The following is an 18,191-nucleotide window of genomic DNA, read 5'->3' as shown; positions in this document are numbered from 1 at the left end:
ATACGTACCGTTTACAGTAGCGATGCCATTTCCTGTAGGATTTGTTCACACCACTGTTCCAGCCGTTCATCGCTGAGGTCGTATTGATTCACTTCGTCCAACGCGAGTCCGACAAAATGTTTGCCGTCAGCAGACAGCGGTTTCGGGCTGGTGAAGTCGTAGCCATCGATTGGCCAATACCCAATAAATGTGACACCTAATGGCAGCAGTTGTTCATGCAGCATGCCCAGCGCATCAAGGAACCATTCGCTGTAGCCAAGCTGATCGCCCATGCCGTAAAGCGCTATCACTTTTCCTTTGAGGTTCAGCGTCGCTAATTGGCCCCAAATGTTCTCCCAGTCTTCCTGAATCTCACCGAAATCCCAGGTCGGGATGCCGAGAATCAGTGTACTGTAGTCTTCCATTCGTTGAGGTTCGACATCCTTAACGTTGTGCAGATCCACTAATTCTTCGCCCAGAATGTCGCGAATTTTTTCCGCTGCCATTTCGGTGTAGCAGGTGCTTGAGCCGTAAAACAGACCGATTTTCATATTCAGTTCTTTATAAACAATTTCTATCAAGAAGAGCGCGTTCGCTTTAGGTCACAGAGAAGACGTGACAGGCGAATGATGCCGCCGGATGTCGGTATTCTAAAAGGAGAACAGGCGTAAGAAAAGGTGCAGTGAGGGCCGTAGCCCTCACGGAAGGGAAATTATCCCAGCGACTGGTGGCGCGTTTCTTTGGTGAGCAGCAGTGCAATCAGCGTCAGTGAGGCCATCGCCGCCAGATAAACGCCGACATAGAACAGACCGTAGTTGGCCGTCAGCCATGCTGCGATATACGGTGCGACCGATGCGCCCAGAATCGACGAGACGTTATAGGAGAACGATGCGCCGGTGTAACGCACTTCTGTCGGGAACAGTTCCGGCAGCAGCGCACCCATCGGGCCGAACGTTAGCCCCATGATGCTCAGACCCAGTACCAGAAAGCCCATCACTAGCGCCTGATTACCTGAACCGAGCATATAAGGGAACAGCATGGCGAAGACGATCATGAGGCAGGTGATGGCAATCATGGTTTTACGTCGGCCGAAGGCATCTGCCAAATACCCTGCTACGGGTACCATCAGGCCAAAGCCGATCACCGCGATCATCAGCATCAACAGGAAGCTGTTGCGCGAGAAACCAAGCCCTTTCGGCACGGGGGCTGTGCCATACGTCATGGAGTATACGGTCATGATGTAGAACAGCGTGTAGGTTGCCAGCATGATAAAGGTGCCAAGAATCGTCACTTTCATATGCTTGCTAAGCAGCGTTCCCAGCGGCATTCGCACCTGCTTACCGGCTTTGACCGCTTTGGTAAAGACCGGGGCTTCATGCAGAGAGATACGAACATACAGACCAACCAGCACCAGCGCGGCGGACGCGACGAACGGCACGCGCCAGCCCCAGGTCATGAACTGCTCTTCCGTCAACAGCCAAGACAACAGTAGGAAGGTGCCGTTAGCGAAGAAGAAGCCAATCGGCGCGCCAAGCTGGGGGAACGACCCATACAGCGCACGTTTATTGGACGGAGCATTTTCGGTCGCCAGCAGTGCCGCACCGCCCCATTCACCGCCCAGACCCAGCCCCTGACCGAAACGTGCCAGTGCCAGCAGAATAGGGGCAAAAATCCCAATGGTTTCGTAGGTCGGTAACAGTCCAATCAGAACGGTTGAAATCCCCATGGTCAGCAGAGAAGCGACCAGCGTGACTTTACGTCCGACACGGTCGCCGAAGTGACCGAATACTGCCGAACCAATAGGGCGAGCCACAAAGGCAATTGCAAAGGTGGCCAGTGACTGTAGCGTCGCAGCCGTTGGATCGCCTTGCGGGAAGAATATATGCGGGAAAATCAGCACCGCAGCGGTGGCATAGATATAAAAATCGAAAAATTCGATCGCGGTGCCAATGAGTGACGCAACGATGACCTTATTGCGTGAGTTTACGGGTGGCGCTTCCGCTTCGGCATCGAGAGTGGGAGTGATGGTGGCTTGCATAATGTTTCTTTATTTTAACAACACGAACAGCCATTCTACGCACAGAAAAATCGGCTTTTCAACGTTGATTAAGTAAGGTCAATACCCGTACGAACAAGGCTTCAAGGCACCTGTTCCAGTATACTGTCGATACATAAAATATAATGTTATATGACCTTATTTTTACCGGAGAATGTTATGGTGATGTTGGTATTCACGGAATATGTGAGATCGCGCACAATTCTGTCTGTGCGAGAATATCGCCTCGATGAAGATGTAAAGTCGTTGCTTCATCGGCATAATATTGCCAATCAGTGAAGAAGGGCACAGCGATGCAAGAACACGATCAGGCGCTTATCGAACAGTTTCTCGATGCGCTGTGGCTGGAAAGAAATCTGGCCGAAAATACGCTGGCGTCTTATCGGTTGGATCTGCGAACGCTGGCAGAGTGGCTTGCGCATCATAACAACGATTTATTGCAGGCACAGTCGCTGGATCTCCAGGCGTTTCTCGCCGATAGGGTTGATGGGGGCTACAAGGCGACCAGCTCGGCTCGTTTGCTGAGTGCGATGCGTCGCTTCTTTCAGTACCTTTATCGGGAAAAGCTGCGTAGCGACGATCCCAGCGCCGTTCTATCGTCCCCGAAGTTGCCACAGCGTTTACCCAAAGATCTGAGCGAGGCGCAGGTTGAGGCATTACTCAACGCCCCAAGCATTGAACAGCCGCTGGAATTACGCGATAAAGCCATGCTTGAGGTATTGTATGCAACGGGGCTGCGTGTTTCCGAGCTGGTCGGTTTGACGATGAGCGATGTCAGCCTGCGGCAAGGCGTGGTACGCGTGCTGGGGAAAGGCAATAAAGAACGGTTAGTGCCGCTGGGTGAAGAAGCGGTGTATTGGATCGAGTATTATCTGGAACATGGTCGCCCGTGGCTATTGAATGGGCAGACGCTGGATGTCCTGTTTCCCAGCAATCGCGCACGGCAAATGACGCGCCAGACGTTCTGGCACCGCATCAAGTATTATGCAGTACTGGCGTCCATCGACAGCGAAAAGCTCTCGCCGCACGTTCTCCGCCATGCGTTTGCTACCCATTTATTGAACCACGGCGCGGATTTACGGGTCGTACAGATGCTTTTAGGGCACAGCGATCTTTCCACGACGCAGATTTACACCCATGTGGCGACGGAGCGGTTGAAGCAGCTTCATCAGCAGCACCATCCGCGCGCCTAATATAGAGTAAGTAGACAGAGTAACAGGATGTTATCTGACTGGCGGGGACTCTCGCCAACCACCTTGGCGTATTGCTACGAGCGGCGTATTCACCATGACGTTGCGACACAAACAGGATTGATGAAATGAAAAAAGGGTTATTACTGCTTTCTTTACTGGTGGCGACGGCAACCAACTTTGCTCACGCTGACGACGCCGCGATCAAGCAGACGTTGACGCGTCTGGATATGCAGGGGGCGGAAATTCTGCCTTCGCCAATGGCAGGCATGAAAACCGTCATTACCGAGAGCGGCGTGCTGTACATCAGCGAAGATGGTAAACATTTGCTGCAAGGCCCGCTTTATGACGTGAGCGGCACGATGCCGGTCAACACCACCAATAAAATCCTGATCGGCAAGATGGATGCGTTACAGGAGCAGATGATTGTTTATAAAGCCGCGCAGGAAAAACACGTGATTACCGTTTTCACCGATATCACCTGCGGCTACTGCCACAAACTGCATGAGCAGATGAAAGATTACAACGCCTTGGGCATCACCGTGCGCTATCTGGCCTTCCCGCGACAGGGCATGAAATCCCCGGCAGCCAAAGATATGCAGTCCATCTGGTGCGTGGCCGATCGCAATAAAGCGTTTGATAACGCGATGAAGAGCGAAGCGATCTCGCCAGCAACGTGCAAAACCGATATCGCCGCGCATTACCAACTGGGTATCCAGTTTGGCGTGCAGGGCACCCCCGCCATTGTGCTGCAAGACGGTTTGGTTGTACCGGGATATCAAGGGCCGAAAGAGATGTTGGCAATGCTGGAAGCACACAAAGCCTCGAAAAAAACCGGCGGTTGATGCTACGTGAACATGATTACCCAACTCCGCCGGCGTCCGCTGGCGGAGGATATTGATTTACCTGATACCGTTCCTCCCTTATTGCGTCGCCTCTATGCGCAGCGCGGCGTTAAAGGGGCTCAGGAGCTGGAACGTAGTCTGAGTGGTTTACTCAATTACCGTTTACTCAGCGGCATTGATAAAGCGATCGACCTGCTGCAACTCGCGCTGGCAGAGAAGCGTTGCATCGTGATTGTGGGCGACTTTGATGCTGATGGCGCCACCAGCACCACGCTTGCCGTACTGGCGTTGCGCAGCATGGGCGGCACGAACGTAAAATATCTGGTGCCGAACCGTTTTGAAGATGGTTACGGGCTAAGCCCCGCCGTGGTGGCGCAAGCCGCCGCCTTGGGTGCGGAACTTATCGTTACTGTTGATAACGGAATCTCTTCCCATGCGGGTGTCGAGGATGCCCATCGGCGCGGTATTTCAGTGCTGGTGACCGATCACCACCTGCCGGGCGAAACCCTGCCTGACGCCGATGCGATGATTAACCCCAATCTGCCAGATTGTGCATTCCCTTCCAAAGCGCTAGCTGGCGTGGGTGTGGCGTTTTACATGATGATGGCGCTGTTTGTACGCCTGCGTGACAGCGACTGGTTTACGCAACCCTTGTTTACGCAACAAGGTCTGGCGAAGCCGAATCTCGCTGAATTACTGGATCTGGTGGCGCTGGGCACCGTGGCTGACGTGGTGCCGCTGGATGCCAACAACCGGATTTTGGTGGCGCAGGGATTAAATCGCATTCGTGCGGGCGAGTGTCGTCCGGGTATTCGAGCGCTGCTGGAAGTGGCTAATCGCGATGCCAGTCAACTGGTCGCTAGCGATTTAGGCTTTGCTATCGGGCCGCGCCTCAATGCCGCCGGACGGCTGGATGATATGACGGTCGGTGTCGAACTGCTATTGAGTAACGATATTACTCAAGCGCGCATGTTGGCTAACGATTTAGATGCATTGAATCAGGATCGGCGCGAAATCGAACAGGGAATGCAGGTCGAAGCTCTGCGCCTGTGTGAATCGCTGGAGCGTACCCGTACTGAATTACCTTACGGTCTGGCGATGTATCACCCAGAGTGGCATCAGGGCGTTGTGGGTATTCTGGCTTCACGTATTAAAGAGCGCTTTCATCGCCCTGTGATTGCCTTTGCCCCCGCTGGCGACGGCATGTTGAAAGGCTCGGGACGTTCCATTGCCGGTCTGCATCTTCGTGATGCGCTGGAACGACTCGATACGCTATACCCCGGCATGATGGACAAGTTCGGCGGACACGCGATGGCGGCAGGATTATCGATGCATGAAACGCAGTTCGAGGATTTCCGCCAGCGCTTCGGCGAATTAGTAGGGGAGTGGCTCGAGCCATCTCAGCTTGAAGGGGTCGTCTGGTCTGATGGCGAGCTAGCGCTGCCGGAATTGGATTTGCTCTCAACGGCAGAAATGCTGCGCTACGCCGGGCCGTGGGGGCAAGCATTCCCTGAACCGACATTCGATGGCTGCTTCCGCATTCTTCAACCCCGCTTGCTCAAAGAACGCCATTTGAAAGCGATGTTTGAACCGATCGGTGCAACAGGAACCGTGCCGCTGTTAGATGGCATCGCGTTTAATATTGATACCACCGTCTGGCCCGATCCGAGCATTAAAGAAGTGGAAATGGTGTACCGGCTGGATATTAACGAATTTCGCGGTAAACGCTCGGTGCAATTGATGATCCAACATCTGTGGCCGCGCTGACCGCGTGAACCGAATACGGCGGGCAGAAAGTCTATAAACTGGGCGTTTTATCCGCTAGAATGGCGGGTTACATCATTCCGTTGTCAACGACTTAACGTAAGAATACAAAAAATCATGTTTGAAATTAATCCGGTAAAAAACCGCATTCAGGATCTGTCTGAACGTAGCGCCGTTCTTCGGGGGTATCTTTGACTATGATGCCAAGAAAGAACGTCTAGAAGAAGTAAACGCCGAACTGGAACAGCCTGATGTCTGGAATGAGCCTGAACGCGCTCAGGCATTGGGAAAGGAACGTTCCTCGCTGGAAGCCATCGTGGACACCATCGATCAACTGAATCAGGGGCTGGAAGATGTGGCCGGTCTGCTTGAGCTCGCGGTGGAAGAAGACGACGAAGACACGTTTAATGAAACCTCGCTAGAACTGGACGCGCTGGAAAATAAATTAGGCCAGCTCGAATTCCGTCGTATGTTCTCCGGCCAGTATGACAGCGCAGACTGCTATCTGGATATTCAGGCGGGTTCTGGTGGTACGGAAGCGCAGGACTGGGCCAGCATGCTGGTGCGTATGTACCTACGTTGGGCGGAAGCCAAAGGGTTTAAAACCGAAATTATTGAAGAGTCAGACGGTGACGTGGCCGGTACGAAATCGGCCACCATCAAGATCATTGGTGACTACGCGTTTGGCTGGCTGCGAACTGAAACTGGCGTACACCGTCTGGTACGTAAGAGCCCATTTGATTCCGGTGGCCGCCGCCACACCTCATTCAGCTCCGCGTTTGTCTACCCGGAAGTGGATGACGATATCGATATCGAAATCAATCCGGCCGACCTGCGTATTGACGTTTACCGCGCATCCGGTGCGGGTGGTCAGCACGTTAACCGGACAGAATCCGCGGTGCGTATTACCCACATTCCGACCAACATTGTTACGCAGTGTCAGAATGACCGTTCCCAGCATAAAAACAAAGATCAGGCGATGAAACAGCTGAAAGCCAAGCTGTACGAGTTTGAGATGCAAAAGAAAAATGCTGAGAAACAGGCGATGGAAGATAATAAATCGGACATCGGCTGGGGCAGCCAGATTCGTTCCTATGTTCTGGATGATTCGCGCATCAAAGATTTACGTACCGGCGTGGAAACACGTAACACCCAGGCGGTACTGGATGGCGATCTGGACAAATTTATTGAAGCAAGTTTAAAAGCGGGGTTATAAGAATTCACATGGCTGAATCACAATCACAGGGTGCCGATCAGGCGCAAGATCTGAATAATGAATTAAAAACGCGTCGTGAAAAGCTGGTGACGCTGCGTGAAAACGGGATTGCATTCCCGAATGATTTCCGCCGTGACAGCACCTCCGATCGTCTGCACGCTGAGTTCGATACCAAAGAGAACGAAGAACTGGAAGAACTGGGCATCGAAGTAACCGTTGCAGGCCGTATGATGACTCGTCGCATCATGGGTAAAGCTTCTTTCGTGACCTTGCAGGACGTCGGTGGCCGTATCCAACTGTATGTTGCCCGCGACGATCTGGCGGAAGGCATCTATAACGAGCAGTTCAAAAAATGGGATCTGGGCGATATCCTGGGTGCGCGTGGCAAGCTGTTCAAAACCAAAACGGGTGAACTGTCTATCCACTGTACTGAACTGCGTCTGCTTACCAAAGCGCTGCGTCCGCTGCCGGATAAATTCCACGGTCTGGCCGATCAGGAAACCCGCTACCGTCAGCGCTATTTGGATCTGATCGCTAACGACGAATCTCGCAACACCTTCCGCATCCGTTCCAACGTGATGGCGGCTATCCGCCGCTTCATGGTGGATAACGGCTTTATGGAAGTGGAAACGCCGATGATGCAGGTGATCCCCGGCGGCGCATCTGCCCGTCCGTTCATCACCCACCACAACGCACTGGACATCGACATGTACCTGCGTATCGCGCCGGAACTGTATCTGAAGCGTCTGGTTGTCGGTGGCTTTGAGCGTGTGTTCGAGATCAACCGTAACTTCCGTAACGAAGGCGTTTCCCCACGTCACAACCCTGAATTCACCATGATGGAGCTTTATATGGCGTATGCCGATTATAAAGATCTGATTGTGTTGACGGAAAATCTGTTCCGTACGTTGACGCAGGACGTGTTGGGCTCAACGACGGTGGTGTACGGCGATCAGACATTCGACTTCGGTAAGCCGTTCGAGAAACTGACGATGCGCGAAGCGATCTGCAAATACCGTCCTGAAACCAACGTTGCCGATCTGGACGATCTGGAGAAAGCGACCGCTATCGCCCAGTCTCTGGGCATCAAGATCGAGAAAAGCTGGGGGCTGGGCCGTATCGTGACCGAGATCTTCGAAGAGACGGCAGAAAGCAGCCTGATTCAGCCGACTTTCATCACCGAATATCCAGCGGAAGTGTCGCCGCTGGCACGTCGTAACGATCAGAACCCGGAAATTACCGATCGCTTTGAATTCTTCATCGGCGGTCGTGAAATCGGTAACGGCTTCTCCGAGCTGAATGATGCCGAAGATCAGGCTGAGCGTTTTGCGCAGCAGGTCAACGCGAAAGATGCCGGTGATGACGAAGCGATGTTCTACGACGAAGACTACGTGACGGCGCTGGAGCACGGCCTGCCGCCAACCGCGGGTCTGGGTATTGGTATCGACCGTATGGTGATGTTGTTCACGAACAGCCACACCATCCGCGACGTGATCCTGTTCCCGGCGATGCGCCCGCAGAAGTAAGGCAGAGAAAGTCCGCCTGACGGACGTTGTCGCCATACTTTATTGAACCGGTGCAATTGCGCCGGTTTTTTTATTATCGACAATGCAAAATTTTAGGGGAAACACGGGGATGAGGCTCCCGTAGGGACACCTCGCACTGTGGTAACCCCGTGTATCTCGATCTCACCTCGATAGTATTATCATCTCGTTTTATCTCCGCATTCTTGTCGTCATTCTGTGATTGTCGCCTAGCGGGGGAAGATGCTATTTTCAGGCATTCATTCACTGCCGGAACACGACTATGATGACGTACCGCGATGCCTGGTTCGAACTGGCGCTGTTAACCAACGGGCGCAGTTTTCCACGCCATACGCACGATGAGTTCGTCATTAGCGCCAACCTCAGCGGGTTGGAAACGGTCTGGCTGGATGGTGAAACCTTTATTGCCACCAACGATATGGTGACGACCTACAATCCCAATCAGCTACAGGGCAGCGACAATGTCTCCGACCGTTGGCAGTGTGCATCGCTGTACGTTCACCCACGGGCATTCGAGTATTATTTCCATCAAACGTTTCTATTCTCACAGGGTTGGAATCCATCGGCGCAGCTGGCGTCCGAGCTAAAACAGCTCGTCACCTCTGATTTGGACGACAGTACCCGTCAGGAGCGCATTATTCTGTTGTTGGCAGGGTTGATGGAAGGGCAACATCGAATGCCGCCCCAAGGCCAGATCAAAGAGGCTGAGCGGATCACGCGGATCAAAGAGGGGCTGCTGAACGATCTCAGTGATATCCCCACGCTCGATCGGCTCGCGCAGCAGGAAAATCTGTCGGTTGCGCATCTGGTACGTTCATTTAATCAGGCGGTCGGGCTGCCACCACTGGCGTGGCTAATGCAGCGACGTATGTGCAAAGCACGAGAACTGCTGCGGCAGGGGACAGCGATCAGTCAGGTCGCAGGCGATGTCGGGTTTGCCGATCAGGCGCATTTCACTAAAGCTTTCAATCGCTATAACGCCATGACGCCGGGACAGTTCCGCCGTATCAATTTTTGACAATACAGCGTTTCCTTTGGGTTCTACACTCGCCTTATTGCTTAACGCGCTAAGGGAATATCATGCTGTTAGTTGTCTTCACGGGGATGCTGCTGTCCCTGTCACTGTGTCTCGATCTGGGAATGGTCAATACCGCGATTATTAACCGTGGGTTGCGGCACGGGGCGCGTTCTGCGTTTTATATCGGACTGGGTTCCTGTTTCGGCGATCTGTTTTATGCCACGTTGTCGGTGCTGGGGCTGGCGGTGGTATTTAACCTTACGCCGGTACGCTGGGTATTATGGATTGGCGGCGGGCTGATTCTGATCTGGATGACGATCAGCATGGCGCGTGCGGCATGGCGTGACTATCAGGTTAAGCGCTTTGCTGATTTATCTATGACAGAGAATGCTATGGGTTCCACCGCGCCACCAGCCCGGTACACTGAATTTTTCAGTGGTGTCGGCATGGCATTGGCATCACCAACCGCGTTACTGTGGTTTGCGGCGATTGGCGGCACCATTATCGCGCAGTCTACCGATGGTTCTGCTTTCATGATTAGCCTGTTTCTGCTGGGCTTTTTCGTCGGAGGCGTACTGTGGACGTTCTTCCTCGCGGCGCTGGTTAAATATGGTCAGCGCCTGCTGAAAGAACGTATTTCATTCTATTGCAGTCTGATCTCTACGTTGCTATTTGCCTACTTTGCCTGGCACGTCATTTCCAATGGCTATGAGACGTTGTTCCTACCGCTAGCCACGGCTGTATGACCGGTCAAAACAACAGCACTTTGCCGGGTTTTTTACTTGCTCGGCAACGGCATAGCGCTATAATGCCACTCGCCTCTCTGTGCGAGTGTAGTTCAATGGTAGAACGGCAGCTTCCCAAGCTGCATACGAGGGTTCGATTCCCTTCACTCGCTCCAAAAACATTTCTAATGCCTTGATTCCAAAAGTGTATATCCGTGCGCTATACAATCAATTATATTACCCTATGGTTACCCATGAAATTTGTAACTGCCGGGCTACATCCGCGTCATGCTCAAGAGAAGAAGGTCGTGATTTCTCGGTCATCGATGAATGAAGTTGAAAAAATCACTCGCTATTTTGTGGCGTTGGATGAAGAAAGAAGGATTTAATATCCGTCTCTATTGAATCTTTACGTCAGAGTGTTCTGCGTCACGTTCCTGAGGTCAGTGTTTATGAAACCACATCCGATACGCGAAATCATTGAAGCCTGTGATAAAGCAATATCTGAACGAAATTTTGATGCCTTGATGAATTATTATGCCGAGGATGCCGCACTTGTTATCAAGCCAGGAATGGTTGCAAGAGGGAAAAGTGATATAAGAAAAGCGTTTATCGCTATTGCCGATTACTTTAAAAATCAACTTGTTGTTGAACAAGGAAATATGCAGGTCATCGAAGGTGGTGGAGACGCTTTAGTGATTATGGAAACGGTGCTTCATTACCCAGACGATCAGGGGAATAGTGTCACCACAACCCGACGAGCGACCTACGTGTTCAAGAAAGACGCTGATGGACGCTGGCTTTGCACAATTGATAACTCCTATGGAACAACACTTCTTGACTGATGATGTCTAGTCAATTCAGGCGTCAGGGTGATGCTGGCGCGTTTTTCGTCTTCCTCGATGGCTTTCCCATGTTTGAATATGAGGCCAACGAGTGACCCCAATCTCTTTTATTTCTCTGTTTTAATCACCGTCGCTGTCCAACTGGGTAAATTCCAGGTGCCGCCGAGTTGGATCATGCGGCATGAACCTGTGGTTGATACACTGCTTTGCTGGAATGTTTTTCCATCCCATATCCAGGATTCATAGCTCATGCAGTCCGCGAGCCCGCGTCCTTTATGCGCGGAGGTAATTTCACCGTTCTCGTAATTTGTGCCATCTGTCGTCACGAGCTGTGGCTGAGTCTGCATGGCGTTATCGATGACCCAGTAGGCGTAGCCTTCGTTATAAGCCGCGCGCCAGCAAAGGGTGCTGAGCAGGGACATGCTGTCATTTAGTGGAATAAGTTCAATAGGCTCCGCTTTTTGGTCATCTTGCGGTAGCAATTTATCGCAGTCGCTATCTAGCGTGTTAAGCAGTTTTTTCTGGATAGCTGACTGTTCGACGTCTGTCAGATTTCGCGATGGCTCTTGCTTAGTGACTGCTGCATGAATGATGGGGGCTGCTACGGCTGATAACGCACTGCTTTTATTTCCTTTTTTGGTGATGGCGTCTGTTGTACCGATGCGACCTTGTTTCTCATCCATTTTTAATAGTACGGCGTAGGCACCGGCCCCGGACAGTTCGGAAACGGCACCATTGTGGCGAAAAGCGACTTTCCCGCTTCCTTTTAGAGCCTGCAATACGCTGGGAATTTGTTTCTCATTGAGCTGCCAGAGATTGTCTTTGATTGGGGTGAGCAGGCCTTTATCCACACCATCAATGGTTAGCGTGAGCGTGGTGCCTTTAGGAATCGCTTGGTATACCTCAGCGAGCATGACGTCTGCCGTTATGGGCGTATTCTTCCCGGCATGACGCGTGAGAAGCAGTGAGATTCCAGGAACATCTTGCTCGTCCCCCGCGTACTGCTCTTCGGATGAGTAGCCGGCAGCTCGGCACGTCAGCGTGTTATCACAGACCACTTCCCAGTCTTTATGAGAGAAAGAACTATCGGTGAATGTTGTGGCAAATGCCAGAGCCGGGATACCCGCGATGAGGGCAGTGAACATATTGACGCGGTAAGGGAGAGAAAAAATCATTTTCCATCAAATCCTTGGTTATGTTACGGCTCATCCTCGACCTATTTAGAGCGTAAAGAAGGCCGTCGCTTTTTTTGACATATGCCAAGATGTTAGCTTTAGACCACGTGATATTGCGAATATTTCTTGTTCGGCCACTCCTCTATTAAGAACGAATCGGGTATGATGCCGCTGCCGTCAGCCGTTCATCGGTTGCTCAAAATCCCCTCTGCGTTATCAGCATGTTTATCCTGCTTTTTAACCTCATGCGTGATAACGGTCAGAAATCAGTTTCCACACAGCTGAAACGATCCCTATAAATAAGTGTCATGATAGATGTAGCGCGATGAGAACGACTCTTTATGCGGTACGCTGTTAATCACTTAAAGATGAGTATCATGAAAATTAAGCAAACATTTACCAGGGCATTACTCCACCCGCGCTATTGGACGACTTGGTTTGGTCTTGGCGTGCTGTTTTTATTAGTTCAACTCCCTTATCCGCTGCTGATGAAACTCGGTAGCAGTGCAGGTCGTCTATCCCGCCTCTTCCTAAAACGCCGGGTGTCGATTGCCAGACGCAATCTTGAATTGTGCTTTCCTACGATCTCCGACGATGAAAGAGAAGCGATGATCGACAATAACTTCGCTTCGCTCGGGATGGCATTAGTCGAAACCGGTATGGCCTGGTTCTGGTCCGATCGCCGCGTGCGCCAGTGGTTTGATGTTTCAGGGCTGGAGCATTTACAGCACGCGACCGCAAAAGGTCAGGGCGTAATGGTGATTGGTATTCACTTTATGTCGCTGGAGCTGGGCGGTAGGGCGATGGGGCTGTGTCGACCAATGATGGCGATGTACCGTCCGCACAATAATAAAGCGATGGAAATGGTACAAACCTGGGGACGTTCTCGTTCCAACAAAGCGATGATCGACCGTAAAGATCTGCGTGGCATGGTGCAAGCGTTAAAACGGGGTGAAGCGGTATGGTTTGCTCCCGATCAGGACTACGGCCCTAAAGGCAGTGTTTTTGCCCCGTTCTTTGCGGTGAAAAATGCGGCAACCACGAGCGGCACGTACACGATTAGCCGTCTCGCAAAACCGGCGATGATGACGACAGTGCTGATTCGCAAACCCAATGCCTTGGGTTATCAACTGGTGATTCAGCCTGAATTACAGGATTATCCTTATCACGATGAACAGGCTGCGGCGTGTTACATGAATAAGGTGATTGAGAAAGAAATCATGCGTGCGCCTGAACAGTATCTTTGGCTGCATCGCCGCTTTAAAACGCGTCCCGCAGGGGAAATATCACTTTACGCCTGATGATTGGGTGAGATGACGTAAGCATGTGCGAAATGGGGTGGCGCTTCGGCGCCATTCTGACAAGACAGTTGCTACGTTTGGTGCAGAAACAAAAATGGCCGCCAGATGGCAGCCATTTTAGGGTGGTTAACGTACTGAGTACGATTAACGGAAGATAGCGTGGGGGTTAACACCGCGATAGGTTTTGCCCAACGCTTTTAATATTTGATTGATTTTGCGGACAACGCGCATCTTTTTATCCCCACGATTCTTAAATAATTATTGGTTAAAAGTACCAAAGTTGATGTTGATGTTTTCAAACATAGCGATGATTTTGTTCAGCAGTTTCATGGTCATTTCCTCGTTGTTAGTTAATTTGTTTTCTGTGATGCTGTTCACGTTTTTAAGAATACTCGCACTGATACGGCTGGTCAACTTTTTTGTGATGGCAATCACAAAAAAATGAACGATCAGTTTGTGAGGAGTAAACCGCTGTTTTGATTTCAGTCTAAAAACCCTTTCTGTTTTTTATTCATACTGGCGCGTTTTCAGCGAGTTGCCTGATTGCACAGTACTTGTACCGATTGCACATTTCCTTAACGGGAAGGTGAAATAGAGATAGGTAAATTGTCTCGATTAGCAGTTGAAATAAGCGCGGGGGAAGCGGGATAATCGTGCGCTTCGCATTACCTGGCACTGTTTATCCGGTGATGTTTTACTTCCGCTTGTTTTTATACCGCTCGTTTTGATCGGGCAACGTTTTCTGGTTCTGCATCCAGCGAGTTAATCGTTTGCGTGCGGAGCCATAGGGTTCATGGCGCGTTCTGTTCATTGCTAATTAGTGTGCTAATGCGCTCGCGGGGCAAGGCTGCGAGAACCGTTCAGAATTGATCGTAAATAATAATGGCATTTCAGGGGATACCACTATGTCAAACACCACCCGTCAGGCAGAGAATGCGGCGCGTCCGCAAGGCGCGCTTGATGCTTTTTTCAAAATTACACAGCGTGGCAGTAACACGCGTCAGGAAGTGTTAGCTGGTCTGACAACGTTCCTGGCTATGGTTTACTCGGTGATAGTCGTACCGAGTATGCTGGGCAAGGCAGGGTTTCCGCCAACTGCCGTGTTCGTTGCAACCTGTTTGGTTGCTGGGCTGGGATCGCTGCTGATGGGATTATGGGCTAATCTGCCGATGGCGATTGGTTGTGCTATTTCTCTGACGGCGTTCACTGCGTTTAGTCTGGTGCTGGGGCAACAAATCAGTATTCCCGTGGCGCTGGGGGCGATCTTCCTGATGGGGGTACTGTTTACCATCATTTCCGTTACCGGCATCCGTTCCTGGATCTTGCGTAATCTGCCGCTAGGCGTGGCGCATGGTACCGGGATTGGTATTGGTCTGTTCCTGCTGATTATTGCTGCCAACGGTGTGGGACTGGTAGTAAAAAACCCGATTGATGGCCTGCCTGTCGCGCTGGGTAATTTTACCTCTTTCCCTGTTGTAATGTCCCTACTGGGATTAGCCGCGACCATTGGTTTAGAGAAACGTCGCGTACCGGGCGGCATTTTGCTGGTTATCATCGTGATCTCTATTCTGGGGCTGATTTTTGATCCGAATGTAAAATATGCCGGTTTCTTCGCACTGCCGAGCCTGACGGCGGCTGACGGTTCGTCGCTGATCTTCAGTCTGGATATCATGGGCGCGTTGCAGCCTTTGGTTCTGCCGAGCGTACTGGCGTTGGTCATGACGGCGGTGTTTGATGCTACGGGGACGATTCGTGCGGTAGCCGGGCAGGCGAATCTGCTGGATAAAGACGGGCAAATCATCAACGGCGGCAAAGCGTTGACAGCAGACTCCGTAAGCAGCATTTTCTCTAGTCTGGTTGGGACGTCACCGGCGGCAGTCTACATCGAATCTGCCGCAGGTACAGCCGCTGGTGGTAAAACAGGTTTAACAGCAACGGTTGTCGGCGTGCTGTTCCTGCTGTTACTGTTTGTGTCTCCGTTAGCGTATCTGGTTCCCGGTTATGCTACCGCTCCTGCGCTGATGTATGTCGGCCTGCTAATGCTGGGCAACGTATCCAAACTGAATTTTGATGACTTCGTAGATGCGATGTCTGGTCTGGTCTGTGCTGTATTTATCGTACTGACCTGTAACATCGTGACCGGTATCATGCTGGGTTTTGGCGCACTGGTATTAGGTCGCATCTTTTCCGGCGAATGGCGTAAACTGAACATCGGTACAGTGGTTATCGCTGTGGCTCTGGTGGTGTTCTACGCTGGCGGCTGGGCTCTGTAAGTCGTTTTTCTATAAACCTTTGGGCACCGTCCCGAAGGTTTATTCCTCGCGTTTTCCTTTCTTCTCTCTTTTCCTCTTCGTTCCTCGTGGTATGCCTCCAGAATAGGTGTGTATAGGCCTTTTTATTGGCTTTGGGTTTAAGTTTTTTGTGTGATAATCAACCTTGTTATTAATTTAAGTTTTTCGACCAAAAACCCATTTTCATACCGGGCTAAATGCGCTAAATATGGAAGGGGTGTTTGTGTGCTAACAGGCAGAATTTTTTGATTTAGGAGTACGTCTAAGGAAAGCATGGAAATATTTTTTACGATTCTTATTTTGACCCTGGTTGTCTCCCTTTCCGGGGTGGTTACCCGCATTTTACCTTTTCAAATTCCTCTGCCTTTAATGCAAATCGCGCTTGGTGCCATCCTTGCCTGGCCCCAGTTCGGTTTACATGTTGATTTCAATCCTGAGCTGTTTATGGTGCTTTTTATTCCACCGCTGTTGTTTGCCGACGGCTGGAAAACGCCCACGCGTGAGTTCCTGAAGCACGGTCGAGAAATTATTGGCCTGGCACTGGTACTGGTACTGATTACCGTAGTGGGCATCGGCTATTTCATCTACTGGATGGTGCCGGGCATGCCGCTGATCGCGGCTTTCGCGTTGGCTGCGGTGTTGTCGCCAACGGACGCCGTCGCGCTGTCTGGCATTGTTGGAGAAGGCCGCATTCCGAAAAAGCTAATGGGCATTTTGCAGGGCGAAGCGTTGATGAACGATGCGTCAGGCCTGGTGTCGTTGAAGTTTGCCGTCGCGATTGCGATGGGCACCATGGTGTTTACGGTGTCCGGTGCGACGCTGGAATTTATGCAGGTAGCGCTAGGTGGGTTGCTGGCGGGCGTCGGCGTGACCTGGATATTCGGTAAATCGCTGCGCGTTATTAGCCGCTGGAGCGGTGATGATGCAGCAACGCAGATTGTGTTGCTGCTGCTGCTGCCTTTTGCGTCATATCTGATTGCAGAACACATCGGCGTGTCGGGTATCCTGGCGGCAGTCGCGGCGGGGATGACTATCGGCCAGTCTGGTGTGATCCGTAGTGCACCGCTGACGATGCGGATGCGTGCTAATGGCGTGTGGTCGATGCTGGAGTTTGTGTTCAACGGCATGGTGTTCATTATGCTGGGCCTGCAATTGCCGGACATTCTGGAAACCTCGGTTACGCAGGCGGAGCTGGACCCAACGGTTGAAACCTGGATGCTGTTTACCGATATTGCGATCATCTATGGTGCCTTGCTGCTGCTACGTTTCAGCTGGCTGTGGGTGATGAAAACATACAGTACGCATATCCAGAAAAAGCGTCCGATGGTCTTCGCCGAATTTTCCACACGCGAGCTGTGGATCGCGTCTTTTGCCGGCGTTCGAGGCGCGATTACGCTCGCGGGTGTGCTGTCTATTCCGCTGTTGCTGACGGATGGCACGGCATTTCCGTCACGCTACCAGTTGGTGTTTATCGCCACGGGTGTCATTTTGTTTTCTCTGCTCTGTGGCGTATTGGCGTTACCGTTTCTGCTGCGTGGTGTTGTGGTGGCGGACAAAGCAGCGCATGCCAAAGAAATCCGCATGGCGCGCATGGCCGTGGCGGAAGTGGCGATCAAAAGCATGCACAAAATGGAGGAACGTCTGGCAGCCGATCGAGAGGAAAATATCGATGAGCAAGTGCTGAAAGAAGTCAGCGCACGTGTCATCGGTAATCTACGTCGACGGCTAATTAATAAAGACGATCCTGAAAACGGTATGCTGATTGAGGATCTGGAGCGGCGTTTTCGCCTGACTGCGCTGAATTCCGAGCGTGCGGAGCTGTATCACCTGCGTGCCACGCAGCAGATCAGCAATGAAACATTGCAAAAAATGCTGCGCGATCTCGATCTGATGGAAGCGCTTTTGATCGAAAATGAGTAACACCGTGTGAAGTGATCTCCGCTACTGCGTTGATTTATTTATCTTCTCTTTCTTTCCTCTCCATCCCCCTTGCGTAAGCAATGGGGATGCTTTTTATACGCCGGATCTAAGAACAGCGTCAGACGATTGTAAACTGCTTGTCATTAAATGATAATGATTGTTATTATCTGTAGGACTTTTCTTAGAAGTAGAAAAGCCATGAATAGAAAGCTTAGAAACAAAAATCTCTGAAGTAAAAACGGCCCGCACGGTATCAGAACCGTGTGGGGTGAATGGCTGTTTGAAGGACCAGATAAAAAATAAATGCCTATTAACCCTAAAT

General features: G+C 51.4%; 15 protein-coding genes and 1 tRNA gene. 13 read left to right on the top strand and 3 right to left on the bottom strand.

The window, feature by feature from the left end:
• Positions 1-11: 11 nt before the first annotated feature.
• Positions 12-530, bottom strand: coding sequence for a flavodoxin FldB (gene fldB / locus A6301_RS21305; protein WP_107167849.1), 519 nt, complete (start codon positions 528-530; stop codon positions 12-14).
• A 161-nt stretch (positions 531-691) separates the two neighbouring features.
• Positions 692-2,017, bottom strand: coding sequence for an MFS transporter (locus A6301_RS21300; RefSeq protein WP_107167848.1), 1,326 nt, complete (start codon positions 2,015-2,017; stop codon positions 692-694).
• Between the two features lie 311 nt (positions 2,018-2,328).
• Here A6301_RS21300 and xerD point away from each other — a divergent pair, with 311 nt between their 5' ends.
• From xerD to A6301_RS21255, 10 genes are all read left to right on the top strand, one after another.
• Entirely contained in the window at positions 2,329-3,228 is a 900-nt protein-coding gene (xerD, locus tag A6301_RS21295) for a site-specific tyrosine recombinase XerD (RefSeq protein WP_107167847.1), read from the top strand.
• 125 nt (positions 3,229-3,353) lie between these two features.
• Positions 3,354-4,070, top strand: coding sequence for a bifunctional protein-disulfide isomerase/oxidoreductase DsbC (gene dsbC / locus A6301_RS21290; protein WP_205541071.1), 717 nt, complete (start codon positions 3,354-3,356; stop codon positions 4,068-4,070).
• A gap of 6 nt (positions 4,071-4,076) precedes the next feature.
• On the top strand, positions 4,077-5,837 hold the full coding sequence (gene recJ, locus A6301_RS21285) for a single-stranded-DNA-specific exonuclease RecJ (protein ID WP_205942447.1): 1,761 nt from the start codon (positions 4,077-4,079) through the stop codon (positions 5,835-5,837).
• A 114-nt stretch (positions 5,838-5,951) separates the two neighbouring features.
• Positions 5,952-7,050 (top strand): peptide chain release factor 2 gene (prfB, locus tag A6301_RS21280; RefSeq protein WP_107167844.1). Its coding sequence is split into 2 segments (ribosomal slippage): positions 5,952-6,026 and positions 6,028-7,050, totalling 1,098 coding nucleotides; the frame shifts between segments, so codons are not numbered across the junction.
• An 8-nt stretch (positions 7,051-7,058) separates the two neighbouring features.
• Positions 7,059-8,576, top strand: a complete 1,518-nt coding sequence (lysS, locus tag A6301_RS21275) for a lysine--tRNA ligase (protein ID WP_107167843.1) — start codon at positions 7,059-7,061, stop codon at positions 8,574-8,576.
• Positions 8,577-8,856: 280 nt separating this feature from the next.
• Complete coding sequence (locus tag A6301_RS21270) at positions 8,857-9,612, top strand: AraC family transcriptional regulator (RefSeq protein ID WP_234258684.1); 756 nt, start codon at positions 8,857-8,859, stop codon at positions 9,610-9,612.
• Between the two features lie 62 nt (positions 9,613-9,674).
• Complete coding sequence (locus tag A6301_RS21265) at positions 9,675-10,358, top strand: LysE family translocator (RefSeq protein WP_107167841.1); 684 nt, start codon at positions 9,675-9,677, stop codon at positions 10,356-10,358.
• A gap of 81 nt (positions 10,359-10,439) precedes the next feature.
• Positions 10,440-10,513, top strand: a tRNA-Gly gene (locus A6301_RS21260).
• Positions 10,514-10,591: 78 nt separating this feature from the next.
• Positions 10,592-10,726, top strand: coding sequence for a hypothetical protein (locus A6301_RS22440; protein ID WP_255765098.1), 135 nt, complete (start codon positions 10,592-10,594; stop codon positions 10,724-10,726).
• A gap of 63 nt (positions 10,727-10,789) precedes the next feature.
• Positions 10,790-11,182 (top strand): SgcJ/EcaC family oxidoreductase, encoded by a 393-nt coding sequence (locus A6301_RS21255; protein ID WP_234258683.1) that lies wholly within the window; start codon positions 10,790-10,792, stop codon positions 11,180-11,182.
• Positions 11,183-11,289: 107 nt separating this feature from the next.
• Here A6301_RS21255 and A6301_RS21250 read toward each other — a convergent pair whose 3' ends face one another.
• Positions 11,290-12,357 carry a DUF1176 domain-containing protein gene (locus A6301_RS21250; protein WP_234258682.1) on the bottom strand — a complete coding sequence of 356 codons (1,068 nt, stop codon included), beginning with the start codon at positions 12,355-12,357 and terminating at the stop codon, positions 11,290-11,292.
• A 377-nt stretch (positions 12,358-12,734) separates the two neighbouring features.
• Here A6301_RS21250 and lpxP point away from each other — a divergent pair, with 377 nt between their 5' ends.
• The 3 genes from lpxP (at position 12,735) to A6301_RS21235 (ending at position 17,869) form a co-directional block, all read left to right on the top strand.
• On the top strand, positions 12,735-13,658 hold the full coding sequence (gene lpxP, locus A6301_RS21245) for a kdo(2)-lipid IV(A) palmitoleoyltransferase (RefSeq protein ID WP_234258681.1): 924 nt from the start codon (positions 12,735-12,737) through the stop codon (positions 13,656-13,658).
• 905 nt (positions 13,659-14,563) lie between these two features.
• Positions 14,564-15,931 (top strand): NCS2 family permease, encoded by a 1,368-nt coding sequence (locus A6301_RS21240; protein WP_205541082.1) that lies wholly within the window; start codon positions 14,564-14,566, stop codon positions 15,929-15,931.
• A gap of 291 nt (positions 15,932-16,222) precedes the next feature.
• On the top strand, positions 16,223-17,869 hold the full coding sequence (locus tag A6301_RS21235) for a Na+/H+ antiporter (RefSeq protein WP_107167835.1): 1,647 nt from the start codon (positions 16,223-16,225) through the stop codon (positions 17,867-17,869).
• Positions 17,870-18,191 lie beyond the last annotated feature (322 nt).

The organism is Pectobacterium sp. IFB5596 (assembly GCF_021432585.1).
Lineage (GTDB): Bacteria > Pseudomonadota > Gammaproteobacteria > Enterobacterales > Enterobacteriaceae > Pectobacterium > Pectobacterium punjabense.
The sequence above is the reverse complement of the archived record's forward strand: the minus strand, read 5'-3'. Positions and strand labels throughout refer to the sequence as shown.